Consider the following 24,750-nt stretch of genomic DNA (forward strand, 5'->3'; position numbering starts at 1 on the left):
CCTATCGACTATTCAATAATTCCGCAATATGCATTACGCGGATATGGCGATCAATTTCGCCTTCTTTGTAAAGTCGATCTAACATACCTTCAATATTCATCAAGCAAGCCATGTCGGAACCTGCTACAATGTTAGCACCAGAATCAGCAATATTTAATGCTTTTTCTCGTGTCATAACAGCGGAAATTTCAGGATTTTTTACTGTGAAAGTACCACCAAATCCACAGCAACGTTCTGCACGATGCAATGGTAAGTATTCTAAACCTTGAATGCCTGCTAACAGTTTCATAGGTTGTTCTTTGATTCCCATCAAACGTGTTACGTGGCAAGATTTATGGTATGTCACTTTATCATTAAAGCGAGCACCCACATCAGTTACTCCTAACACGTCAACGATGAATTGTGTGAACTCATAAATTTTTGAGCTCAATCTTTCAGCTCGTGCTAACCATTCTGGTTCATCTTTTAAAATATGATGATATTCATCGCGAATTGCGAACGCACAAGAGCCAGACATGCTCACTACATAGTCAGCATTTTCGAATTGTTCAATTGTGTTTTTGATAGCTCCTTTTGCAGCTTCGTTGTAACCGGAGTTAACAAACATCTGACCACAGCACACTTGCTTTTTAGGAACTGTTAATTCGCAGCCAAGGTTTTCAAGAACCTTTACACCTGCCATGCCTACATGAGGGTAGAACATATCAATCAAACATTGTTGAAATAAATGAATTTTCATTTTTTCACATCCTCAACTTTAAAGTAAACTACTATCACTTGATTGGCGAAATGCAACAATCGTTTTCCATCTATGTACTATTAGAACAGTAGGTTCTAAATAGTTTTCCGATAATTTTATTATATAGTAATTTTTCTGTAATTACAAAAGACTTGCAATATTAGCAAGAAGCCATTTTATACCATTTTGTTAGTCATTATCAACCAACTCATTTGTAGCAAAAATCACACGTTTTCCCTAGTCTCATCAATCCTTATAACATCAAGGATTATATAATTTTTATGTATTTTAATACATATCAAATCTTCTATTAAAACACACATGTCTTTTCAGTCTCTAATTCCTACTTAAAATTAGTACTATAACCAAAACTCATGAAAGAGATAACCATCGCTCTATAATTCAACTTTTTCTATAGTAAATTCATTGATAAATATCACTCTTTTCGCATGGAGTGAATCTTTCAAATATGGTATGATACATATAGTAAAACATTTTTAGTTTCCTAATTCGGAGGCACACCATGAAACGCATTTATTCTGCACTATTGCTAACTGCATTGCCTGTAGTATTATTACAAGCACAAACTAGCAACTCACTATCTACAAGCACTATGGTAACCACACCTAACACATTTACATATTCTCAACCAAATACGATTTCTACCTTTGATCGAGTACAAAAATATCGATTTACTGATGTACCTAGTAACTTTTGGGCTTATGAATCAATTACTAAAATGACAAAAGAAGGTATAATGAGTGGATATCGCAATGGCACATTCAAACCCAATGACCCACTATCTCGTGAGGAAGCTGCCTCTTTATTTAGCAATATGATTGGAGAAACTCCATCTATTATGTTAGCTAGTTCATTTTCAGACATCACTTCCGACCGTTGGTCTTCTCTAGCTATTGAAAGTGTAGCAAGAGCTAATATTATCAGCGGTTATGGTGACAATACGTATCGTCCAGAACAATATATGTCTCGCCAAGAATTTGCCGTGGTTGCTGATAAGTTTTTACACTACCAAGGATATCGTACTGAAGATCCAACAGCTCTCGATACCATCTACTTTAGTGATCAGAAATTTATCGCTCCTTGGGCTCAATCATCAGTACGTGAACTAGCTTTATGGGGATTCATCAATTACAGTACAAAAGGCTTATTCAATCCAGAAAAATATATCACTCGTGGTGAAGCTGCAGAAATTACATATCGTTTACTTTTCTCTAAAGAAGCTACTGCCATTCAGCACACAATTCAGCAACAACAAATGGAAGAAACGGCACGCGCTCTGATCAAGAAAACATTCGGCGAGAATTACGACTTCCACCATCGTGGCGCTATGTTCTGGCGTGATGGTAAATTAGTCATTTCCTTTACATCTTCTAGCGATGTGAAAGCTATCACTGCAGAAACCGCCTATATTAAAGACAAGCACTTCTTAGATAATCACATCATTACTACTGGTAGTTATAGCTTAGGTGACTTTGACAATTTACAAACCGATGCCGCTTACTTGTATCGTCAATTGGAGCCCCATGGCACCATCCTAGCTGTAACACCAACACCGAATGTAGATGGCTTAATTCTAACCGTAGACAAATTAGATGCTACGACACAGACAGCATTTGTAAAAAAGTTTGGAAAGAAAGTTCAGCTAAAAACTAATTCATAATAACTCATACAAAAAGAGGAAAGTTGACTCCACTTAATCAACTTTCCTCTTTTGTATTGGAAGCGTATTCTATTGCTAGTTCCCATCTAGCAAGTGACATCCTCCAACTCCAAGCTAAACACTTCTGTAGTAGGTCCTGTCATATATACTGTGCCATCTTCGTCATAATCTACATGTAAAACACCTAGGTATAACTCCACATCTACAGATCGACTAGTTAACCCTTTTTCATGAGCCATAACAGCGCTAGAGCAAGAACCTGTACCGCAAGCCAATGTAGCCCCTGCACCACGCTCCCAAGTACGGACTTTCACAGTTTTCTCGTCCACCACTTGCACAAAGTTCACATTTGTTCCTTTTGGAAAAAGTGGATGCTTTTCTATCTTTGGTCCTAATACTGTCAATGGAACTGCTGTTACATCCTCTACAAATACTTCTGTATGCGGTACCCCTAACAGTACAGAACTCACCACATAGGATGTGCCGTCTACATCAATAGTATAGTCTATGACTTTGTCTGATTCTATGTCCATAGGAATGTCCTTCGCAGAAAATGTAGGTTTACCCATATTGACTTTCACCAATTTAGCCACACCATTGTCTGCGATAATGGTAGGTGTCATAATACCTGCTAGGGTTTCTACTGTGAATACTTCTTTATCAATGATCTTACGGTCGTAGGCATATTTTGCAAAACAGCGAATGCCATTGCCACACATTTCAGCCTCACTGCCATCAGAATTGATAATGCGCATGCGCACATCTGCCACCTCAGAAGGCATAACAATGACCAGACCATCTGCTCCGATACCCGTATGACGATCACATAGACGTTGTGCCATGTCCGTCACATCAAATTGTAATGTACCATCATCAAAAAAAACGATAAAATCATTTCCTAAACCGTGCATTTTTGTTATTTTCATACGTATCTCCTCATCTGTATTATACAATTCCTGTCCGCACAGAGCGGATTATTAATTTATCGCAAAATATAGCCTTTGCTTTTATACATTTTGATGAAATCCATCATTGACTACTATAATTTATTTGCCATTTATATTACCATGAATATAGGAAAAATAATAGGTACGTTTTCCTAAGCAGTATTAGGTTAATCATAAATTGGAGGTGATTTTACTATGCTTCCTGAAGAACGTTATTCTGCGATTCTACGACGCTTGAAACAAAACCGGGTGGTCACTGTACACGAATTGGTGACAGCCTTATCTTCTTCAGCGCCTACAATACGCAGAGATTTAGCCTATCTCCACAGTAAAGGTTTATTGCAAAAGGTCCACGGTGGCGCTGCCAGCCTCACCATTGACCATACCACAACGGATATAGATATAATCCCGAAATCCGTTATGTATCGCGATGCAAAAGAATCTATTGCCTTAGCTGCCTCTGAATTAATCAGTTCCTCTGGTTTTATCTTCATTGATGCTGGTAGTACCACTGAAATGGTGTTACATTATGTACCGCACACCAATGCTACCTTTGTGACTAATGGCATTCATCATGCTACCCATTTAGCATCGCGGCATATGAAAGTCATCTTATTAGGTGGCACTGTAAATCCTATTTCATCATCTATTGTCGGTAGTGTAGCTCTTAATCAATTAGATTCCTATAACTTTACACAAGGCTTCTTTGGTGCTCATGGTATAAGTTATAAATCTGGCTTTACCACAGAAGATCCTCTCGATGCTGCTGTGAAAGAAAAAGCATTACATAAATGTCACAATGCCTTTGTCTTAGCAGATCCATCTAAATTTGATCGCATTTCATCTGTTACTTTTGCCACCATTGATAAGGCGTCTATTATTACTACTAAATTACCCAATGAATTATATCGGAACTATGCAAACATTCAAGAAGTTGATCATCATCGTTAATATAAAAGCTGCCATCCCTAGACCTAAACGTCTAACGGTATGACAGCTTTTTTACAATCTATACAAGGTCGTGTATCCAACTATTTCATGTACATGATTACATCTAGCTTTTTCGATATATTTCTATTATAATGTATGGTATACTTTTTATTGTATGAATTTTGAAATGGAGATTAGTATGAGCTTTTTGAAAGATTTTAAAGACTTTGCCATGCGCGGCAATGTAGTAGACTTAGCAGTCGGCGTTATCATTGGCGCCGCTTTCGGTAAAATTGTTACTTCTTTAGTAAACGATGTGGTTATGCCTCCTATCGGATTATTATTAGGCGGAGTGGACTTTTCTAATCTATTCATCCCTTTAACTACTGGTACTGCTCCAGCGACTTTAGCAGAAGCTAAAGCGGCTGGTATCCCTGTCTTGGCTTATGGTATGTTCTTAAATACAGTCTTTGAATTCCTTATCATTGCTTTTTGTATTTTCGCTATCATCAGCCAAATTAAACGATTTACACCTGCAGAAGCACCGGTGGAAATCCGTAAATGTGACTATTGCCGTGAAGCTATTGCTGACGATGCAACACGCTGTCCACATTGTACAGCTGAATTAACTATCAAAGAATGTTAAATTCAATACATACTAGCTTTTAGATTTTTGAATTTTAGAGTTACATAATGCTAATAGTAAAGGACTGACACAAGTGTCAGTCCTTTACCTATAATTAGTATTATGTGAAATGCATAATGCATGATCACAACAAACCTAGCATATACTTTTATTATGTATATTGCTTTTCAAATATAGCATAACTAGATATTTAAAATCAAGTTTTAAAATATTCATTTCGCAAAGGCTAACAACCCCCTTAATATAAAGGGTTCTCTGCCTTATTAAAACGGTTACTACCAGTGCTATACACACATAGAATCTAGGTAATATATAAAACAATTATCATCTTGATTCTGTCTCGATTAGGAATACCTTGTCACTCCTTCTAACTATAAAAAATCTATAACAAAATAGACCTAACTACAATAGAGGAAAGCTGATTACAACGCATCAACTTTCCTCTATGTATTTATACTCTTATAATGTATACTCTGATTTTATTTTTTTATACGCTGGATGTTTACCCACCACTTTTACTAGACGAGGTCTCCAATGGAATGCCGCTTGGTACGCTGCATAACCAAAGATAATCACCGCCAAGCCCCCTTGGATAGGCACTTCGCCACAGGCATAGATCGCATAGCTATCGTAGGCAATGGCTACGGCGCTCATCACATAGATAAGCCGGCGCAATCCCATGGTAGCGCCCTCAATGGATAACATTTTATTCACTGCCACGCAGCAAAGAATGTAAGGGAATACATTTGTCACTACCGCTAAGTTAACGAGCTGCGCAAACTGTTCATTCAAACTTTCATCGGTAGTCATCAACGCCAAGATACCTTGCAACGCCAAGAGAATAATAATACCGCGCACAGGGGAATCTACACGATTCACACGAGCAAATACCTTGGGAAAGAATCCCGCTTCTGCACAGCTTTTAAACACACGGCTCAAGGTAAATTGCCATCCCATGATGGCCCCGAAACAGGACACTGCCATGAGCGCCATCACGATTTTACCTACTGTGCCATTGAACATGTAAGCAAATACTAGACCGAAAGGAGCGGTGGAATTCACTAACTCGATGTTAGGAATGATGCCCGCCATAATATTTGTGGATACAATATAAACCACGGCTACTGCCAAAGTGCCAAAAAATGTCGCTATAGGTACATTCTTCTTAGGATTTTCTACGGCATCTGCATTGGCTGCCGCCGATTCAAAGCCTAAAAAGCCCCACAATGTGAGGGAAATGGACTGACTGACCGCATCAAATACGGGCAGTTCTTGTGGGTTCCAAACAGACACAAACATCTCTGGATCGAACCAAAACCAACCAAACACGCCAATAAACAAGACTGGCAACATCGTTCCCCAAATGGTAATGTTACTAATGCGCCCTGTGCTCTTATTGCCACGCACATTGATTAGGGCTGCCACCATGAGCAACACGATGGTTGCTAAACTCACTTCTAATGGTGAAAGCGGCACGTCAAATAACACGGCTCCATACCCTACAATGGATATGGCGATAGCTACATTGGCAATGACCAAGGATACTGCATAGGAGTAGTTCGCCATAAAATGACCCGTCCTACCGAAGGCATATTCCACATAGCCTCCTAAGCCGCCAGCTTTCTTTGTAAATAAACCACATTGGGCAAAAATATAAGCTAAGGTCAAGGACCCTAGTACCGTAATAATCCATGATAGGATAGAAATAGTGCCTACCTGTGCTAGTTGAGACGGTAGCATAATAATTCCAGCACCCAACATATTGGCTGCAACGATGGATGTCAGTTGGAATACAGACATTTTTTTAGCGGTGGTTTTCATGTATCAATCCCCTTTCCATACATCACTTGAGTCATTTCAAGTATCCGTGTCGTCAAAACCGCTAGCATCACTAGTCCGTACGGAATGGGTTCGGATGTAGTAACGCAATTTCATTCATTTATCGATTCATTGTAACACCTTTTACCCCTCATGGATAGATGTTTTTTTATAATTTTTCTAGTATGGTTATAACTTTCTATCATTTCCCTATCTTCCTATGATATACTATAGAATATATCTATGTGCATATGTAAAGAAAGGATGTCCTTATGCAAGAACAAATCATTCAACTCCTGGGCGATGTGAACGGGTTCCTCTGGAATAACATCATTATCGCACTCCTCATTATTGCTGGTATTTGGTTCACCTTTGCCACTCGTTTTGTGCAAATTCGTGAAATTCCAGAAATGTTACGAATCTTAAAATCTGGTGCTGGAGAAAAAAGTAAAGGTGATCATCACATTTCCCCATTCCAAGCTTTCTGTATTAGTGTTGCCTCTCACGTTGGCGTTGGTAACATCGCCGGTATTGCCATTGCTATTACATTGGGTGGCCCTGGTGCTATATTTTGGATGTGGTTCATCGCTATACTCGGTGCGGCTACTAGTTTCATCGAAAACACATTAGGCCAAATCTACAAAGAGCGCTTACCTGATGGCTCCTTTCGTGGCGGTCCATCCTATTACATTCGCCATGGCTTGAATAGCCCATTCTTATCCATTTTATTCGCCATCTTAATCAGTGTCACTTACGGATTAATCTACAACTCTGTACAAGCCAATACTATCGCTATTGCTGTACAACCTTGGAACATTGATTCCTCTACAACAGGTCTTGTAGTCGCCGCTTTATCCGCCCTCGTTATCTTCGGTGGTGCCAAACGTATTGCCCAAACAGCGGAATTTTTAGTGCCTTTCATGGCTGGTCTATATGTATTAATTGCTATCTATATTGTCATTGCTAATATTACTGTATTACCAGCTGTTATCTCTGCTATCTTTACACAAGCATTCACAATTGATTCTGCAACAGGCGGTTTCATCGGTGCTGCTGTGATGCAAGGTATCAAACGTGGCTTGTTCTCCAACGAGGCCGGTGAAGGTTCTGTACCAAATGCATCTGCATCTTCAGATGTATCCCATCCAGTAAAGCAAGGTTTAATTCAGGCTCTTGGTGTGTTTGTAGATACAATACTTGTATGTAGTGCGTCCGCTTTCATCGTTCTTGTATCTGGAGACTATGTGCACACAGATTTAACAGGTATTGCTTTAGTGCAACACAGCATTGGTCAACAATTAGGTTCTTGGGCACCTGCGGTCATCGCATTGTTCGTATTCTTATTTGCCTATAGTTCCATTATCGGCAACTATTTCTACGGCGAAGTGAATATTGCGCACATGACGAAAAATAACAAATTCGCTATCAACCTGTTCCGTGCTCTTGTCATCATCATGGTCTATGTTGGCTGTATTGCCGAATTGAATCTTGTATGGAACTTAGCTGACTTGTTCATGGCATTCTTAGTGCTTTGTAATATTACCTCTATCTTGCGTTTAGGTAAATTAGTACTTATTGCACTGAAAGACTACATGAATCAAAAAGCTCAAGGTATTGAAGAACCTATCTTCGATCGTGCTATTTTACCAACACAAAAAGGTATCACTTGGTGGCATAAAGGTCACGAAAACGAATAAACTCCTACGAAAAGGGTCCTTCGGGGCCCTTTTTTTATATCTATGTTGTGAGAGTGTGACGTAATAAGTGGCATCTCTCCAAAAGATCTTTCCCATATACAAATAGAGGAACATTGACACTATGTACACAACGTTCCTCTATTCTTTCGTAGATCTAATATATTTTTGTATTTCCCTTGTATTATATTACACCTCTGTATGTAATCATATTTATTAATACCATTACAAGGCATATAAAATATATTCCTAAACTATCAACGGTATTCCTATTCTTACGAATATTACAACCACACTTTATACAGGTATAGCCCGCTCCAATCGGAAGGAATAGATATACACCTCTTTCACAGGGTATGGTGTCAATCGCTCTAAGGCTTCTTTATACAGCATCAGCTGAATGCGATAGCGCTCTATTAAAGCCGCTTCATCAAGACGGTCTGTTTTATAGTCAACTAGCACCCAACATCCTTCTTCTAGGAATGCTGTATCGATTATACCTTGTAGGAACAGATCTTCCCCGTCTAGCATCTCTGAGTACACACGGTTCGCCGGAAATAGCATACTAAATGGCAACTCTCGTTCTACTCTCTGTGCTGTTAGCAATCGTTGCCCTAGATCAGACTGAAAGAAATCATAAATCCGTTTTTCACTAATCGCCTTCCGTTCCTCATCAGTCAAGTATCCTTGTAATGCTAGCAAATCCAAGGCTTGTCGCAAAGATGATCGTGTATATGATTGCAACGGCAACCACTGCATCACTTCATGCATGAGGGTACCCCAACGAGCACCACTGCGAATCGGTGTGGACTCTCTTATAGAGGCTAAAGTTACATCAAAAGGACCTAGATCTACTGAGGTATCCTCTACCTGAAGATTCTCCCCACCCACAGCTGATGTACCTAGTAAGGAATCTTCTGTATCATTAGTACTTCCAGTTGTTCTATGTTCCATCGCATTAGGCATGATAGATTCTGTCGTTTCCTCATCATCATGACTACTTGTATCACGCTTATAGTCCGGCTCAATCATCTGTTTTGCCAATTCTTCTAGCTCCACAAAGCGCCGTTTGATTTCAGATACAGAAATTTTTCCCGCCCGTTCTGTAGAGCTTTCATAAGCATACACAGAGGTCAACCGATCTATCACGACAGGGTCCAATGGTGGCGCTTCCACCGGTAATTGGGCACGTACTTGTTCTAGAATATCTACTTCTACGGACGGTGTTTCCTGTGAAACACTGTAATCATTTCCATCATGAACGTGGAAGGATACAGGACAATCTTTGTACGGTATATCTGGGAATTGCGGGCTTTCTACCTCCGCAAATTGACGTAACTGCGTGCCTCCTGCAACATGGCGAGCTAAACTCCGCAAAATCCAATCTAAATAGGAATTACACCCTAGAATCTGTTCTTTTGTAAAAGCACTTTCACCCCACTGCAAGACAGGGGCTACCCATTCGCCCATTTTCTTCGTCGCCGGTCGGTCCGTGGAGCCATTGATAGACCCCTTTCGATAGCCTGTGATATACAACTTATCTTTAGGCCGAGTTAATGCTACATAGAGGATACGCTCCTCTTCGGCTTTCAAATTTTCTTCCAAGGCTTGGCGCACAAAAATCCATGGCACAGAGCTATACATCACACGCAAGTCTGGGAAGTACCCTTTTAAGCCCACTCCATATTCCTTGTGCAATAGCAAGGATCGGTTCAAATCCATCTTGTTAAAGCCCTTTTGAGTGCCCATGAGAAACACCACGGGGAACTCTAAGCCCTTACTTTTGTGGATGGTCATAATACGCACCACATTGTCCGCTTCACTCACCGTTTTGGCAACGCTTAAATCTTCTCCGGATGCCTGCAAGCTTTCAATAAAGCGCAAGAACCGGAATAAGCCACGGTAATTGCCACTTTCATATTGTTTCGCTCGCTCATACAAGGCCAGCACATTGCCACGACGCACCAAGCCATTTGGCATGGCGCTCACGTATTCTACCACATGCAAGGTGTCGTAGATGTGCCAAATTAAGTCCGTAATGCCTTGACGGCGAGACATGGTCCGCCAGGTGTCCATGGAGTCCACAAAGCGAATCCATCCTGCATTCTGGGAAGCTTCTACAAATGGGCGCAACCCGCTCCACAAGCTGTTCTCCCCTACAGACAGACGAAGACGTCCTAAATCGTTGGCATCCATCCCAATAAGAGGCGATTGCAAAACGATGGCCATAGGCAAGTCCTGCTCTGGATTATCGATGATTTGCAACAAGGACAGCACAAACTGCACTTCCATGGCACTGAAATAGCCGGATTTCTCCTCTGCATAGGCAGGGATGCCCTCTCGCCGTAGTAGGTCGATCATTCGGCTCGCTGACCCAGAGATAGATCGCTTCAAGAGTACAATGTCTCGCCATTCCATGAGCCGGAAGGTGCCGTCTTTATCTTGTACCATGGCGCCATTGTTCTTTAACTCTTGGATTTTACGGATCACAAAGAGCATTTCTTTTTCATCGTTCTCTAGGTCTTCTCCATCTTCAGGGTCTGTCTGTGCCTTGTCTTCATCACAGCAAAGAACGTGCACTTCTACATCACCACCTACCCATTCTGGTGGCGCCTCTTCTACGATGCGACCTGTGTGGAGAGCTTCTGCCTCACCATAGGTAAGCCCTGCCCCTTCATCGGTCATAATTTGCGAAAATATAAAGTTCGTTACATTTAGAATCGCTTCATGGGAACGGAAATTTTGGGACAAATCGATACGCCGTTCCACACTGTTCACATCGTGATCAAACCGATGGTACTTTTCCATAAATAGCTGCGGATCTGCCATACGGAATCCATAAATCGACTGTTTCACATCGCCCACATAAAAACGATTGTCCCCACGAGATACTAAATTCACGATAGCCTCTTGGACGCCATTCGTATCTTGGTATTCATCGACCATCACTTCTTTGAATGTATCCTGTAACTCCAGTGCCACCTCAGATGGCTTGAGTTCTTCTGTAAATTCTGGGTCTACTAATAAGGCTAAGCATAGATGTTCCAAGTCGGAGAAATCGATCATACCCGCTTCTTGCTTTGCCTGCTGAAAATCCTCATGGAATCGTTTCACCAGCTGGATGATACCTCGTACCAACGGCACTAAGTACTCCATTTGCTCTCGCCAATCTGCTTCCGTAATAGCAAAGACACCTTTCGGCATGGCTTGCAATATATCTTTCCCTTCTGCCAAGATGGCTTTAATTTCACTCAAGATAGCTGGATCGCTTTCATTCATGGCCTTCGTGGCACGAAGTACGGGGAAGCTAAATCCCCCAATGCCCACTACACCGACATGCATAGCATCCCAAGTGTCTGCCTTTTGCATGGCTTGTAACAGTGTTTGCAGTTCACTGACCTTATCCATCCATTTGTCGAACCCATTGCCTAGGGTAGCCAAGCGCTGTGCCTCTTCATAGCGCTCTAATAGATACTCAATTTGCCGTTGTTGTTCTTCCCAAAATAGGGTGCCCCATGTAGTTTCTCGCAATGTCTGGTGCAAGGCACTTTCATACGTTTCACATACGGCATCTAACCAACGCATAGGCTGACTTTGAGCCAAGGCAAAGTTGTAGATTTGAAACACGGTCTCCCGCAAGACCTGATCAGACCGTTCGGTGCTGAACATGTCACTCACATCGTAAATGTTATACAGCCCCTGTTCATAGGCCTGCAGCAAAATCGCATCTAGCACCTCGTAGCGCATGAGCGCCAATTCCCCTTCATTGCCGATGGTGAAAGACGGGTCTATATCTAGTTTATAGAAGTAACTGCGGATCACCCATTGACAAAAGGAGTGCAACGTAGAGATATGGGCGGACGGCAACATATTCAATTGTTCTTCTAAATACTCGTCTCCGGTAGCTTGAAACTCTTCCGCTAGTTTCACCCCGATACGGGCTTTCATCTCTGCGGCTGCCGCTTTTGTGAAAGTCACCACCATCAGTTCTTGAATACTTAGCTCCCGCCGTTTTAGACGTTGTATCATGCGCTCTACGAGGACTGCCGTTTTCCCGGACCCCGCCGCCGCAGACACCAAGATCGTTTGGGACGGTAACTGCCCCGGTCTAGGCGCATCAATGGCGCTCTGTTGCGCATCAGTCCATTTCATAGGTAGCCCCTCCTGTTTGTAATGCTTCCATCTTCTCCAATGCTTCCTCTTCCGTCATGGTCTTAATATAGCGATATCTGTTGCGAGTTCCATCAAAGCGACATAAGGCTTGGAACTCACAAAATTCACATGGTCGCCGTTTATCCTTTTGGTAGGGACTGATAGGAAATTCTCCATCCATCATCTGTGTACCACTGTTGGAAATTATTTGCTTTGTATATTCCTTCATAAGTCCAAATTGTTCCATCGTCTTCAAACTCTTGGATGTGCGACTATCCGGAGTGCCATCCTTTTTCAGAACAATCGGTACATAAGGGGAATTACTTTGGTAAGCTCTCGTCACATCTAAGGATTGTAACACTTCACCGTCTACAAAGTATCCACTGTTTTTCAACTGTTGTCCTTCCGATTTTTCTTCCTCTGCCCGTCGGTGATTCACTACTTCAGACAATTTCACTTGCGGATTCCGTACATAGGTATAGAGGGCAGCCGCCGTGCCAATTCTATCTTGTGTATTCTTTTCCAATGCCAATAGATAGGTCATTAATTGCAATTTCAAGCCGTAGTAAATTTCATCAGCTCGCACCGTAGTGCCCCCTGATTTATAGTCAATCACTGCCGCATAATGACCAAGAGGTCCTCGATATTCATCGACACGGTCTATTTGACCGCGCAGTACGATACTTTCGCCATAGTTTTTACCCAATGGGATGCGCACTGGACGCCAGTTAGATGTGCCCATGCCAAAACTTTGCTCTATTTCTGTAGTGGAAAACTCGCTTTTCTTAGACCAATCTACGAGACGTGCTACCGTAGCAGATAAGGTAGATGTTAATCGAGTATACAGTTGCGCTTCGTACGCATCTCGCTCTTCTGTGCCCATCACCGCATCTGCTGCTTCATGGCATAAGGATTCTTGTTCTTCCTCTGTTAAATCACGCCATTGTCGGCCCTGTTGTAATAGATACTCCCCTAAATAGCGCAACGTATCGTGAAGGAAGGTTCCGATTTCAGGAGCTCCAAAGGATTTTACCTTCCGTGGGGCTAAGCGTAAGGCATATTGAGCATAGAAACTGTATGGGCAACGATGATATCGTTCCAATCGTGTGACGGACCCCGTTAAGGCATCACTGCGTAGCAACAACCCTCGTACAATGGACTGCTCAATGCGTGGCACCGTATTGGAATCAAACATACCTCGTGTGGCGAAGAACACCTCACCTCTGTAGCCCATTTCTATGCCCCAGTTATAAAGACTCCACCAAGTAGAGGAGATAGGATCTCCTTTCATAAGGGCACTCATGCGACTAGAAAAGAGGCCTAAACTCTGGGATGGTCGCCACAGATAGTCCTGTTCTCGTCCCTCTGGCATAGATAGTGGTGCTTCTTCGATAGTTTTCACATACCCATATTGCTGTAAACGGCGCACTACCAAAGATGGTTCCATTTTAGACCCTTCTTCATCGGATGTGACATAGGACAGATGCAGTCCTTGGCTAGCACGAGTGCAGGCTAAATAGAATAAGAAATTTTCATTGAACATTTGCCCTAAGGCACCCGCCGCTAGTTGCACACCTACCTTAGCCAACGCCGTCCGCTCTTGGTCACGCAGAATGCCTTCGTCCCCCATTTTACGAGGAAATACGCCCTCATTGAGGCCTAGCACATAGACTTCCTTCGCATCTGTCATATAACTGCGGTCGATGGTGGTAATCGTCACATGGTCCAACGATGGCGGCACCAAAGAGTAGGTCACTTCACTGAGTCCTTCTTCGATGATAAGACCCATCTCCTCTGCGTTCAACTCCTCTGTGCCCGTCACAGATGCACATTCCTCTAGCAATTGAATAGCATGTTTATAAAGCTGTACATGGCTAGCACTTTCTTGTACATTCCCACGGTCCTCTGCTTCGTCATACCAATGTTTCAATTGCTCTGGAATGTGCCAATCTTGCATAGTTTGGAATAGGAACTCACTCCATTCCTGTCCCGTATGTGACAGTTTACAGAAATCATAGATTGGACGCAAATATTCCAGGACGCGCATATGTAAAGCCTGCATCACAGCTCGTCGCTCTTCATCGTCCTCGCCACCATAGGTCCACACATCTCGTAACCACGCCGCCCCTTGAATGCCATATTCTAAACAATAGTTTTCTAATCGGTCTACTTCTTCCCGTGTGAAAGGCGCAAAATCCGTTTTCAGTAAGCGGAATACCGCATCATGATCAAAAAAGGTGCGATGTACATGGAAGATACCTTGCAAAAACTCCGCCAAAGGATGGCTAGTCATCATCTTCCGTTGATCCGAGAAGAAAGGAATGCCATAATTCATGCAAGCTTTTTCCAGTACATCACCGTAGGACTCCATGTCCCGTAATATAATGGTACAGTCTTTCCAGCGATGTTCCCCTTCTTGACGATATGCTAAAATCTTACGACATATCGCATCAGCTTCCCGTTCTCGATTGTAGGCACTTACCATGGTCAACGAATCTTCGGTGGTATTCGGTTTCATAGGTGTTTTAAAAAATTGTGTGTTCAATTGTTGCAGCACAGGTGTCCCTCGATAGACGGTGTTCATATCATGCACTACTGCCTCTGGATACCAAGTCATCATATCTCGGTAGGTCTCCCAAACACGGAAATACATAGATCCCTTGCGACTGTGCACCTCTTCCTCCAAGGATGGCAAACTGATTGTCATATGACAGGATTCACTAAGGGAAAACAACCGTTGAATCAAGCGATACTGCAAGGGCGTAAACCAATGGAATCCGTCCACAAAGACATGGCACTGTTTCATCAATGGCGACTGTGGCAATAGGTCGATCAATGTTTCCATAGAATCTTGGACGCCTAACTCTTCCATCGCTGTATCATAGCGTTCTAACAACAAGGATAATTCTTGTAATTTACGGCCCAACACCATGGAGTCCACTTGTTTCACAGCACCTGACAAATCCTCCGGCGTTACACCAAAAGCTTTACACTCCGTCAATAGCCCTTGTATAACATCTCCAAAATGAGGTTGCTTCGCCGCTTGTTTAAATAAGTCTAATTCTCCCGATGATCGCTTTAACAAGACCCGAAGGACTAGTTTTTTGCCAATTTCCGACAGGCCTTCTTCTTTCACTTTCCCTAAGGATTGATACACTTGATAGGCTAGCCGTGTCATGCCCACCACACGCACCGTGGTGAACCCTTTTTCCTGACGAAACTCTGCTAGTTTGCGTTCCATCATATACGTCGCAGGATCTGGCACAAGGACGATAATCTGGTGGTCTGGATGGTCTTGTAAAATTCGTTCTATCTCTGCGAAACAAGCCGTAGTCTTTCCCGTACCAGCTCCGCCAATATATAACTGTGGTTGCATGTCCAACTCCTTTTCCTTTCAACACGTTGTATCTATCTCTATCCTATCATGTCTAGGGCACTTAGTAAAATTGCCAGGTCCCTCAACCGATTGACCTGGCAATAGTATATATATAATTAACGGTACGCTACTCGTTTTGGTTGCATATCGTGAAAGTGCAAGCGCTCCTTCGCTGTGGCTTCCCAATCGGTGCCCGGTTTGCCATAATTGGCGTACGGATCAATGGACAAGCCCCCACGAGGTGTAAATTCGCCCCACACTTCAATATATTTAGGCTCCATCAATGCCACTAAGTCTTTCATGATGATGTTGATACAATCTTCGTGAAAGTCTCCATGGTTGCGGAAACTAAATAAATATAATTTTAAAGATTTACTTTCCACCAGCTTTTCATCTGGCACATAGGAAATATAAATCGTTGCAAAGTCCGGTTGCCCCGTCATTGGACAAAGACTCGTAAACTCTGGACAATTAAATTTCACAAAATAGTCATTCCCTGGATGTTTATTCGGAAATGCTTCTAGCACCTGTGGTGCATAATCTGTAGGATAGTCCGTATGGCTACCTAAAGCATGAACACCTTGTAATTCTGCTGCATTACGACCACTACTCACGAACTAAAACCTCCTTATTTTTATAGACTACTTTCTCCAACGCATTGATCAAGAAGTAGCTCACCACACCACACACGAACTGACCTACTACGAGGGAGCTTACTAATACCCAGTATGGAACTGGCAAGAAATAGGTCAACCAAATTGGTACAATCAATCCTGGTACAAAGGTAATGATAGGAATCAACACCCAATTACCTAACCCTTGACGCTTCGCAAGGACGATTAGACCTGTTGTCAATAAACCTACGATAGCTCCACCGATAGAATCCACTAAACCAAAACCACCCATCACTGTATTACTTACAAAGTTGGCAATACTAAAGGCTGGAATGGTGAATGGAAAGATAGCTGACAATCCATAGAGCGCTGTAGCAATACGCACTTGATACTGACCAAAGGCAAAGCCTTGCGTACCGATCATAAGCGCCAAATACATAGCGATGGAAATGGCAGAAATCGTCAATCGTTGTGTGTTGTTAAATTGTTTCATTATAACTCCTTAGTTTTGTTTACAGACAGGAGGATCTCGAACTGTCTATCTAATACCTACTACGACATAACTCGTAGCTACCTAGAACATTTCTAGGGTTTTGAAAAGCTCCGGGTATTCCAATGTGCCGGCTTCTAAAGGTGCTGCTTGGGCATCAAGCTTGATACACATCATATGCTCCCGGTCCAACCCTTCTGGTGGTTCTACACCAAAGTTATGTGCAAAATCATAGCCCAACCGTGGATAGTACACATTACTACCGTACACGAACAAGTAGGAATATCCCATCTTACGAGCCAATCGTTGGCCCTCTAAGACAAGAGCTCCCCCTACGCCGTGTCCACGCATAGACTGCGCCACCGCCAGTAAACCCAAAATGAGCACATCTTGATCGCCTACTTTACCACGCAGGAACATACCATACCCTGCAATGGCATTGTCGATGATCGACACCAAAGATAACTTAGGAATATACGCATCAGACTCACGCAAGGCTTCCACTAGTTTATATTCTCGTCCTGTACTGCGATCTGCACTGATATAGGCTTCTCGCACGAGAGCTGTGACCGTATAAAATTCACGCTTTTTCTCTTCTCGTATAATCATAGTTCCTCCGGTTCATGATGAAAGTACACCAAATGGATTGCTATTCTTTAGTATACCGAACTTTTTCGATAATAGCAAATATCTTTCCCTTATTTCTTAGCTTTTTTCGCTAGTCTCTCTCGTTCTTTTTGCTCTTGTTTTGCCAATCTTTCTTGCTCCTTAGCTTGCTGTTTTGCTAGCTGAGCTTCCTTGTTAGCCTGTTGCTTTGCTAATCGAGCTTGCTCTTTTGCCTGCTGTTTCGCCAATTTTTGTTCTGCTTGTAACTTAGCTCGTTCCGCCTTTGCCAAATGTTGCTGCTCTTTCTTTGCCAATGCCTCTTGTTTTCGTTGAGCTTTCGCTAATTGGCGTTGGGCTTGTGTGTCTAACCGTTCCTGTTTGCGTTCTGCTTTTTGCAATAGTACCCACTCTTGTTTTGCCACTTTCATAAGCGGTCGTTGTTCCTTTTTAGACGCATCCCATTGACCCCCAGCTATAGCCTCTTGCACTTCTCCATCAATAGGCTGTAAGGCTACGTTTCCTTGTGCCTTCGCCGAAGGCACTACTAATTCTAAATGGCTTCGCTGAGATGTTCCTTGTTGAAAAGTACGCACTTGTACTAACCCATGATTTGGCAAGGCAGATGCATCAATTTGGAAGGACTCCATTTTCTTTTGGATTTCTTCTTTTGTCAAAGCTGGTTCCACTGCGATTGGTGTTCCCTCATCAGCACTATTCATTTGTGCTTTACCTGATTTTGCTTCTTCTTGTTCAATTTCATAATTCATAATAGAACGACGGTTTTCATTATACAATCGCAATGCCAACATGCGATCACTTTCATTCATGGTTTCACGGCGTGCCACCACATCTGCCATCATAGGTATCAATTCTTTTCTAGTGAATGCTCGTGACCCTAAATCTACTCCCTTAGTATCCGTAATCGCTCCATGTTTCACCAAGGTCATAAGCGCTTGATATTCCCAATCAGGAGGACTCACTACACCATATGGGTTTGCCTCTGCTTGAGCCACTGTCAATCCACCGGCTACCAATGCCAATGCTATATAATATCGTAACTGTTTCATATCTATATCCTTTCTATTATCTATGCCGTCCTACATACTGTGCCTTAGGGAACTCTCCTAACCACGCTGTTTCACCACTGGCACGAACAGATACAACCACTGCCGTAGCAGGTCCACCACTATGATCTAACTCATCATCAGTCAGTTCTATGGACTCCATAGATGCCCCTTCTAAATAACTTAACACTGTCAACTCTTGGCGGATACCTCTGGAACCAATGGGCACCACACGAGATGTACTAGGATGTGCCAAAGCTCGTTTCACCTCATCATAGGTAACAATCCATTCTGGTTGTTCTAGCACTTCATTACCTACTAAGGGTTTTCCTAATACGTACACAGCATAAGGTTCCCCTGTACCAAGCATTTCTGGCTCCCCGATTCCTAAGGCAGTAATCCCTACAGAGGTAGTGCTTACTTTCATATTGCTTTCATGGCTGCCATTAATTGGTACATCGATACCTAATGTATCCAATTCCTCTTGAATTCCCCTTATAACAGGTATCACTACCGTATCATAGTCACCACCAATGAGATATTGAATCCCTTTTACTACACCTTTCGCACATAAAATTTCTAGCATCGCTACACGAGTCGCAAATGCACCTACCATAGAGTAGGGGGCTTCTAATACATCATGTTCTTGCAAACCGATACCACTACTAATATCACTAGCAACAATCCAATCTACACCATTTTGCAAAGAAATTCTTGTTATATCTCGCATATTATCTACCACCAAAAACTTTAGTCAGCTGACTTACTACCAGTGCCGCTCCCACATAATTTACTAGATAGGCTAAAGACAAAGGCACAAATAAAATCGCCACAACTTCTACACTGTGCATCATCCATGATGTCACAACTAGACCTAAACCTACATTGATGATATACCCTACTATACCACTTACTACATAAGAGAAAGATGAAGTCCTCTTACGTATACAATATCCTATACTAGCCCCAGTACAAGCCATGATCAAAGCTACCACCACATGCATAGGTACACTAAGAGGAAATCCGGTGAATACGGCCGTTGCTAAATGCCCTAAGGCCCCAAGCACAGCACCTGCTACAGGTCCTAGCAGTAAGGCTCCTACAAAAGCTGGCGACGAATCAAATCCAATGGAATACACACCAAAATGAATCTGTCCGCCTATAGCACAAAGAGCAATCAATAAGGCATAGACCGTAATCGTTCTAATATTCATAATACCCCCTCCTAGGGAAGAATAACTCATACTATTTCTATGTTTATTATAGGTGACCCCACCGTATAAAGCAATCATTCATGGTCTTTTCATGTACAACATCTATACTTTTTATATACATCTCTTTAATCTATTTTGAAAATACGTTACAATACAAATATATACCTTAACATGAAAGGAGCACCTATGAAAGTCTTAATTGTTGAAGATGAACAAATGCTGAATAATATTATTGCCAAACGTTTAAAACTAGAATCTATGATTGTAGATCAATGCTTTAACGGAGAAGATGGATTAGATTATATTTCCACATCTAGTTATGATGTGATCGTTATGGACATAATGATGCCAAAAATGGACGGTCATGCCGTAGTACAACAAATGCGTGAAGAAGGTAACAAAACCCCGGTTCTTTTCTTAACTGCTAAAGATACATTAGAGGATAAAGTATCTGGTTTAAATTTAGGCGCTGACGACTATTTAGTAAAACCATTTGAATTTGACGAACTCATTGCTCGCATCTATGCGTTAGCTCGCCGTGGTCGTAATCAAGCTACAGAAGATATTATTGCAGGGCCATTACGCATCAATCAAAAGAGCCGTTCCGTTCTTCGTAATGAAGAGCCTATAACATTAACTGCCAAAGAGTTCGACCTACTCTTCTATTTAGCAAGCAACCAAAATATCGTTTTATCTCGTCAACAAATTCTTGACCATGTGTGGGAATACGACTATGAAAGTTACTCCAACCTAATCGACGTATATATTAAAGACCTGCGCAAAAAAGTGGACACCGACGAAACTAAAAAATTAATTCAAACTGTTCGTGGCGTAGGCTATGTGTTCCGCACCGAGGAATAATCCATGCACGATGTAATCAAACGCTGTTGGAACTCCATAGAGACCCTTCTCTTGCGAGTTCCTTTGGTATATAAAATTACTAGTTGGTACTCTATTTTTCTACTGCTAATGATAGGGCTATTAGCTACCTTTGTAATCCAATTCACCCATATTTGGGACCAAAATGAAATCCGTACAGACCTACAAGAGGCTGTCATTGAATCCGCTAGTGACCCTAAAAAATTTAAGCCCTTTGATGACGGTATCTTTCTCTTAGTCTATACCCATGATGGAGTCGTCTTACGAGGTAATGTACCTGATTTATTTCCAAAAGAGGCTCCTCCTTCCTTTGATGCTATCACTGAAGTGAGTCATCAGAACCGTTCTTTTCTATACTACGATGCTCCCATTCAGCATCGCCCTGGTGTACAAGGCTATATTCGTGGCGTCGTACCTATGGCATTCCTTGATAGAAAGTCAAATAGCATGTTCTTCGCTTTATTATTCGGTGGTATTCTCTTCGTTACGGTTGCTGCTATTGGGGGATATTGGATTATTCAACGAGGTTTAAAACCAGTACGTACCGTTACCAATTTAGCTGCACAAATTTCATTAAAGCGAGATTTATCAGAACGTATTGAAAATATCCCTGAATCTGGAGATACTATCTATCAATTAGCTTCTACTTTCAACCATATGCTCAGCAGTTTAGAAGAATCTTCTAATCGTGAAAAGCGCTTTAATTCCGACATTTCTCATGAATTACGTACACCTATTGCTGTCATCCAAGCTGAAAGTGATTACGCTCGTCAATATGTAGCCTCCTTAGAAGAAGCAAAAGAAAGCTTTCAAAATATTTTTGTTCAGAGTAAGGGAATGGCAGACATGGTCTCACAATTGTTAGAAATTGCTCGCCTTGATAGTCTAACCAATATAGATAAAGAACCTGTCCCTCTATCCCAGGTGGCTGAACAATTAGCCCATACCTATGCTCGATTAAGTAAGGAGAAACATCTTACTTTTACTAGCCATATTGATGAGTCTATCATTGTTTATGGCAACCAAATCCTATTGCAACAGGCAATGGCCAATCTTTTGGACAACGCTTTCAAATTTGCCCATACGAGAGTACACTTGGAAGTCTCCTCAGGATCTACCATTCACATCTCCGTTCAAGATGATGGCATTGGTATCCCTCCGGAAAGCATCCCTTTAATTTGGGATCGATTGTACCAAGTAGACCCTTCACGTACCTCAAAAGAAAATAAAGGTCTCGGACTTGGGCTCTTTTTTGTACAAAATGTTGTGCAACTCCATGAAGGTACACTGCAAGTAGAAAGCACACCAGATGTAAAAACAACATTTGGCTTTGAATTACCAATTCATAATAATTCTGAAATATAACAAAAGAGGATATCTGACAAAATTGTCGGATATCCTCTTTCTTACTTCACTCACTATATACAGTCTATCAGATGTATTGAATGTTCGGTCGATTTCCATGGATTTTCAACACCAAATAGCCAATGATCATCATTCCTATACCTGCCACCAAGAATACATAGGATGTACCCCAATAGGTGGCTACTATGCTAGCAAATAGTGGTCCTATCATATTTCCTAATTGTTGGGATGTCGTGGCAAGTCCGAATACTCGGCCACGCACTGATGGATCTGTATTCACGGTCATAGCTGATCCAAGGGATGGGAATATACCTACAATAAATACGCCAATAAGTAATTGCAAGGCCCCAAACCACCATAATCCAAATGGTAAACTTTGCAATAATAATACGGTTCCCGTACCCAACAACCCATACGAGATAACCCTAAAGTATCCTCGCCGCTGTCCATAAGCAGCCCACACATTAGTCATAATCATGCCCATCACACCACCACCGCTGAGAATGGACCCTGCTAACATGGCAGCCCCTTCCATGGAACCTTTTAATTCTCCCACATAAATGGCCACGATAGGTTGTAGCATAAGCATAACAGCTTGCACTAAAAAATATAACCCTAAAATATGGAGTAGTACCTTATTTTGTTTTGCTGCTTGTAAATCTTCTGAAAAAGAAGTTGTTTTTACAGGAGTTTCACTTTCCATTTGTGGTTCTTTCACAAAGATAGCTATTGCTGCAGTGACGATAAATAAAGTAATCCCTGCCACCATAAATACAGGCCGCATCCCTACTGCTAGTTCTGTCAACCCTCCTGTTAAGGGACCCACAGTATTCCCTAGGACTAAACCCATCTGAAAGATACCCATCGCCGTACCTACACGTTCTTTTGGCACAGATAATGATACCATAGTCATAGCGGCTGGCATAAACCCATTGGCAAAACCTTGAAACGCACGAACTAATAAAAATTGATATTCATCTTGTACAAAAGCGCTCCATAAATACGATAGGCCAATCAAAATCCCTGCCCGGATTGCCATTAGTTTCTTTCCATGCTGATCCGCCAATCGACCCCATACAGGAGCCATGATGGCAGCGATAAAAAATGAAATAGAAAATGACAAGCCCGACCAAATAGCTAACTGTTCCTGTTCCACACCGAGCTCTAAAAGATACACGGGAAGGAAAGGAATGATCATTGTATAACAAATGGCAAGCAGTGACATCCCTATAGTAAGAATCCACACTGCCACCATTCCTGTTTGTTGTAATCCTTTCATACTTTACTCCCTCTAGATATATACAAATTGTAACCTTATTGTAACATATCTACTGTAAGGCCCCAACAAGTCCCCTCCATAGACAGGGAAATAAAAATAGAGGATAGTTGATATACTATCCTCTACTCATTGTAACTATAAGTAGATTGTCACTATCTAGCCTTTGACATTATGCAAGACTTTCCATAACAAATTCTGTAACAATTGAAGCTCCTCTTGAGATAATCCCAATTTCGTTTCAATTAATTTTGGAATATGTCGAACTTTTTTCTCCAAAGACTTTCCTTTTGTTGTTAACGTAATCATCATAGAACGCTCATCTTGTTTAAATCGTTCACGTATAATTAAGCCTTTTTTCTCTAGCTTCCGTAACAATGGAGTTAATGTTCCCGAGTCTAAATAGATTCTCTCTCCAATCATTTTTAGATTCGCTTCTTTATATTCCCAAATAACAGACATTGCAAGATATTGTGTATATGTGATCCCCAACTCAGAAAGTTCTGGTTGACATGCTCGCAAAGCTTCTTTTGCTGCTGCATATAAAGGGAAGCCGATTTCTTGCTCTACCTTTAATTTCTCTTTTTTCATCCTAAAATTCCCTTACCTCTTTCTTACAACTTACACTGAAAAATGTCGGTCAATAACATCTTGAAGCGTTAAACTTTGCATATATTCACGCAAATGATTTTGTAGATGTTCCCATAATGGCAATGTACGGCATCCTTCGCTCATCGGACATGTGTTCACATCTTCCTCTAAGCAAGCTACAACTGCAATAGAATCTTCTGTAGCAGCAAGAATATCATAGACCGTATAGTCTTTTGGCTCTTTTGTCAGTTGGTAACCACCATACTTACCACGAACACTTTTTACATATCCTGCTGCACTCAATCGTGCTACAATTCCTTCTAAATATTTATCAGAAATATTTTGGCGCTCCGCCATTTCACGAATAGATACATTGCGATCTACACTGTGCTCTGCCAAATCAACTAGCACGCGTAATGCATATCGACCTTTAGTAGAAATTTTCATAAATAATACCTCTTCAAAAGTAGGATTTATACCTAATCTATATTATATATAGAACAACGAATTTTGTCTATATAGATTGTGTACATATTTAGTACCTATATTGCATAAGTAACACTCACAATATGCATATAAGCAATATATTTTGTATATTTACACATACTGAAAACCAGTGTCGCCTACTAATGTACTCCATTATAAACTTATTAGTATAATTTATATAA

General features: G+C 41.6%; 20 protein-coding genes. 6 read left to right on the forward strand and 14 right to left on the reverse strand.

Translation table 11 applies throughout. From position 1 onward, the window contains the following. Nucleotide 1: 1 nt before the first annotated feature. The gene (locus EO112_RS08090; protein WP_009353202.1) at nt 2-739 is read right to left on the reverse strand and encodes a (Fe-S)-binding protein; all 738 of its coding nucleotides are present in this window, start codon (nt 737-739) and stop codon (nt 2-4) included. A 523-nt stretch (nt 740-1,262) separates the two neighbouring features. On the opposite strand from EO112_RS08090, the gene EO112_RS08095 reads away from it, so the two are divergent. Then, entirely contained in the window at nt 1,263-2,420 is a 1,158-nt protein-coding gene (locus EO112_RS08095; protein WP_127163852.1) for an S-layer homology domain-containing protein, read from the forward strand. Nucleotides 2,421-2,506: 86 nt separating this feature from the next. Here EO112_RS08095 and dapF read toward each other — a convergent pair whose 3' ends face one another. Further along, a complete protein-coding gene (gene dapF / locus EO112_RS08100; protein ID WP_127163854.1) occupies nt 2,507-3,346 on the reverse strand; it encodes a diaminopimelate epimerase in 840 nt (279 codons plus the stop codon). 216 nt (nt 3,347-3,562) lie between these two features. Here dapF and EO112_RS08105 point away from each other — a divergent pair, with 216 nt between their 5' ends. Together EO112_RS08105 and mscL are read left to right on the forward strand one after the other, a co-directional pair. Continuing rightward, nucleotides 3,563-4,318 (forward strand): DeoR/GlpR family DNA-binding transcription regulator, encoded by a 756-nt coding sequence (locus EO112_RS08105; protein ID WP_009353154.1) that lies wholly within the window; start codon nt 3,563-3,565, stop codon nt 4,316-4,318. 178 nt (nt 4,319-4,496) lie between these two features. Then, entirely contained in the window at nt 4,497-4,943 is a 447-nt protein-coding gene (mscL, locus tag EO112_RS08110; RefSeq protein ID WP_009353215.1) for a large-conductance mechanosensitive channel protein MscL, read from the forward strand. A gap of 459 nt (nt 4,944-5,402) precedes the next feature. Here the strand turns inward: mscL and potE are convergent, their stop codons facing one another. Beyond that, a complete protein-coding gene (gene potE / locus EO112_RS08115) occupies nt 5,403-6,764 on the reverse strand; it encodes a putrescine-ornithine antiporter (protein ID WP_127163857.1) in 1,362 nt (453 codons plus the stop codon). A gap of 269 nt (nt 6,765-7,033) precedes the next feature. Here potE and EO112_RS08120 point away from each other — a divergent pair, with 269 nt between their 5' ends. Continuing rightward, nucleotides 7,034-8,458 (forward strand): sodium:alanine symporter family protein, encoded by a 1,425-nt coding sequence (locus tag EO112_RS08120; protein WP_127163859.1) that lies wholly within the window; start codon nt 7,034-7,036, stop codon nt 8,456-8,458. 294 nt (nt 8,459-8,752) lie between these two features. On the opposite strand, the gene addA is transcribed toward EO112_RS08120, so the two are convergent. The 8 genes from addA to EO112_RS08160 all read right to left on the reverse strand — a co-directional run bounded on the left by addA (nt 8,753) and on the right by EO112_RS08160 (nt 19,971). Further along, nucleotides 8,753-12,607, reverse strand: coding sequence for a helicase-exonuclease AddAB subunit AddA (addA, locus tag EO112_RS08125; RefSeq protein WP_127163861.1), 3,855 nt, complete (start codon nt 12,605-12,607; stop codon nt 8,753-8,755). After that, entirely contained in the window at nt 12,594-15,983 is a 3,390-nt protein-coding gene (locus tag EO112_RS08130) for a PD-(D/E)XK nuclease family protein (RefSeq protein WP_127163863.1), read from the reverse strand. The genes addA and EO112_RS08130 overlap by 14 nt, the downstream gene beginning before the upstream one ends. 116 nt (nt 15,984-16,099) lie before the next feature. Beyond that, nucleotides 16,100-16,597, reverse strand: a complete 498-nt coding sequence (gene queF / locus EO112_RS08135) for a preQ(1) synthase (protein ID WP_009353151.1) — start codon at nt 16,595-16,597, stop codon at nt 16,100-16,102. Next, a complete protein-coding gene (locus tag EO112_RS08140; RefSeq protein ID WP_062401208.1) occupies nt 16,590-17,090 on the reverse strand; it encodes a QueT transporter family protein in 501 nt (166 codons plus the stop codon). Before EO112_RS08140 ends, queF begins: the two co-directional genes overlap by 8 nt. Before the next feature lie 81 nt (nt 17,091-17,171). Next, nucleotides 17,172-17,696, reverse strand: a complete 525-nt coding sequence (locus EO112_RS08145; protein ID WP_062401206.1) for a GNAT family N-acetyltransferase — start codon at nt 17,694-17,696, stop codon at nt 17,172-17,174. A gap of 89 nt (nt 17,697-17,785) precedes the next feature. Then, on the reverse strand, nt 17,786-18,760 hold the full coding sequence (locus EO112_RS08150; RefSeq protein ID WP_127163865.1) for a hypothetical protein: 975 nt from the start codon (nt 18,758-18,760) through the stop codon (nt 17,786-17,788). A 16-nt stretch (nt 18,761-18,776) separates the two neighbouring features. Then, on the reverse strand, nt 18,777-19,487 hold the full coding sequence (locus EO112_RS08155) for a hypothetical protein (RefSeq protein WP_127163868.1): 711 nt from the start codon (nt 19,485-19,487) through the stop codon (nt 18,777-18,779). Between the two features lies 1 nt (nt 19,488). Next, entirely contained in the window at nt 19,489-19,971 is a 483-nt protein-coding gene (locus EO112_RS08160) for an ECF transporter S component (protein WP_164723762.1), read from the reverse strand. A 186-nt stretch (nt 19,972-20,157) separates the two neighbouring features. On the opposite strand from EO112_RS08160, the gene EO112_RS08165 reads away from it, so the two are divergent. Both EO112_RS08165 and EO112_RS08170 read left to right on the forward strand, forming a co-directional pair. Then, nucleotides 20,158-20,832: a response regulator transcription factor gene (locus EO112_RS08165; RefSeq protein ID WP_127011056.1), complete on the forward strand. Its 675-nt coding sequence runs from the start codon at nt 20,158-20,160 to the stop codon at nt 20,830-20,832. Nucleotides 20,833-20,835: 3 nt separating this feature from the next. Further along, nucleotides 20,836-22,215, forward strand: a complete 1,380-nt coding sequence (locus tag EO112_RS08170; RefSeq protein WP_127061702.1) for a cell wall metabolism sensor histidine kinase WalK — start codon at nt 20,836-20,838, stop codon at nt 22,213-22,215. Nucleotides 22,216-22,282: 67 nt separating this feature from the next. Here the strand turns inward: EO112_RS08170 and EO112_RS08175 are convergent, their stop codons facing one another. The 3 genes from EO112_RS08175 to EO112_RS08185 form a co-directional block, all read right to left on the reverse strand. Then, on the reverse strand, nt 22,283-23,494 hold the full coding sequence (locus EO112_RS08175; protein WP_127061700.1) for an MFS transporter: 1,212 nt from the start codon (nt 23,492-23,494) through the stop codon (nt 22,283-22,285). 156 nt (nt 23,495-23,650) lie between these two features. Then, the gene (locus EO112_RS08180) at nt 23,651-24,082 is read right to left on the reverse strand and encodes a MarR family winged helix-turn-helix transcriptional regulator (RefSeq protein ID WP_062401192.1); all 432 of its coding nucleotides are present in this window, start codon (nt 24,080-24,082) and stop codon (nt 23,651-23,653) included. 30 nt (nt 24,083-24,112) lie between these two features. Then, nucleotides 24,113-24,529: an Rrf2 family transcriptional regulator gene (locus EO112_RS08185; RefSeq protein WP_009353240.1), complete on the reverse strand. Its 417-nt coding sequence runs from the start codon at nt 24,527-24,529 to the stop codon at nt 24,113-24,115. Nucleotides 24,530-24,750: the final 221 nt, after the last annotated feature.

It is taken from the genome of Veillonella sp. VA141, assembly GCF_003992175.1.
Lineage (GTDB): Bacteria > Bacillota > Negativicutes > Veillonellales > Veillonellaceae > F0422.

Bases quoted from the DNA above. Each gene is read 5' to 3' on its own strand.
- EO112_RS08155 (WP_127163868.1), bottom strand. From the start codon at position 19,487: ATGCGAGATATAACAAGAATTTCTTTGCAAAATGGTGTAGATTGGATT.
- EO112_RS08170 (WP_127061702.1), top strand. From the start codon at position 20,836: ATGCACGATGTAATCAAACGCTGTTGGAACTCCATAGAGACCCTTCTC.
- EO112_RS08165 (WP_127011056.1), top strand. From the start codon at position 20,158: ATGAAAGTCTTAATTGTTGAAGATGAACAAATGCTGAATAATATTATT.
- EO112_RS08090 (WP_009353202.1), bottom strand. From the start codon at position 739: ATGAAAATTCATTTATTTCAACAATGTTTGATTGATATGTTCTACCCT.
- EO112_RS08175 (WP_127061700.1), bottom strand. From the start codon at position 23,494: ATGAAAGGATTACAACAAACAGGAATGGTGGCAGTGTGGATTCTTACT.
- EO112_RS08150 (WP_127163865.1), bottom strand. From the start codon at position 18,760: ATGAAACAGTTACGATATTATATAGCATTGGCATTGGTAGCCGGTGGA.
- EO112_RS08185 (WP_009353240.1), bottom strand. From the start codon at position 24,529: ATGAAAATTTCTACTAAAGGTCGATATGCATTACGCGTGCTAGTTGAT.
- dapF (WP_127163854.1), bottom strand. From the start codon at position 3,346: ATGAAAATAACAAAAATGCACGGTTTAGGAAATGATTTTATCGTTTTT.
- EO112_RS08120 (WP_127163859.1), top strand. From the start codon at position 7,034: ATGCAAGAACAAATCATTCAACTCCTGGGCGATGTGAACGGGTTCCTC.
- addA (WP_127163861.1), bottom strand. From the start codon at position 12,607: ATGAAATGGACTGATGCGCAACAGAGCGCCATTGATGCGCCTAGACCG.
- EO112_RS08095 (WP_127163852.1), top strand. From the start codon at position 1,263: ATGAAACGCATTTATTCTGCACTATTGCTAACTGCATTGCCTGTAGTA.
- EO112_RS08180 (WP_062401192.1), bottom strand. From the start codon at position 24,082: ATGAAAAAAGAGAAATTAAAGGTAGAGCAAGAAATCGGCTTCCCTTTA.
- EO112_RS08145 (WP_062401206.1), bottom strand. From the start codon at position 17,696: ATGATTATACGAGAAGAGAAAAAGCGTGAATTTTATACGGTCACAGCT.
- EO112_RS08105 (WP_009353154.1), top strand. From the start codon at position 3,563: ATGCTTCCTGAAGAACGTTATTCTGCGATTCTACGACGCTTGAAACAA.
- EO112_RS08130 (WP_127163863.1), bottom strand. From the start codon at position 15,983: ATGCAACCACAGTTATATATTGGCGGAGCTGGTACGGGAAAGACTACG.
- EO112_RS08140 (WP_062401208.1), bottom strand. From the start codon at position 17,090: ATGAAACAATTTAACAACACACAACGATTGACGATTTCTGCCATTTCC.
- EO112_RS08160 (WP_164723762.1), bottom strand. From the start codon at position 19,971: ATGAATATTAGAACGATTACGGTCTATGCCTTATTGATTGCTCTTTGT.
- potE (WP_127163857.1), bottom strand. From the start codon at position 6,764: ATGAAAACCACCGCTAAAAAAATGTCTGTATTCCAACTGACATCCATC.
- mscL (WP_009353215.1), top strand. From the start codon at position 4,497: ATGAGCTTTTTGAAAGATTTTAAAGACTTTGCCATGCGCGGCAATGTA.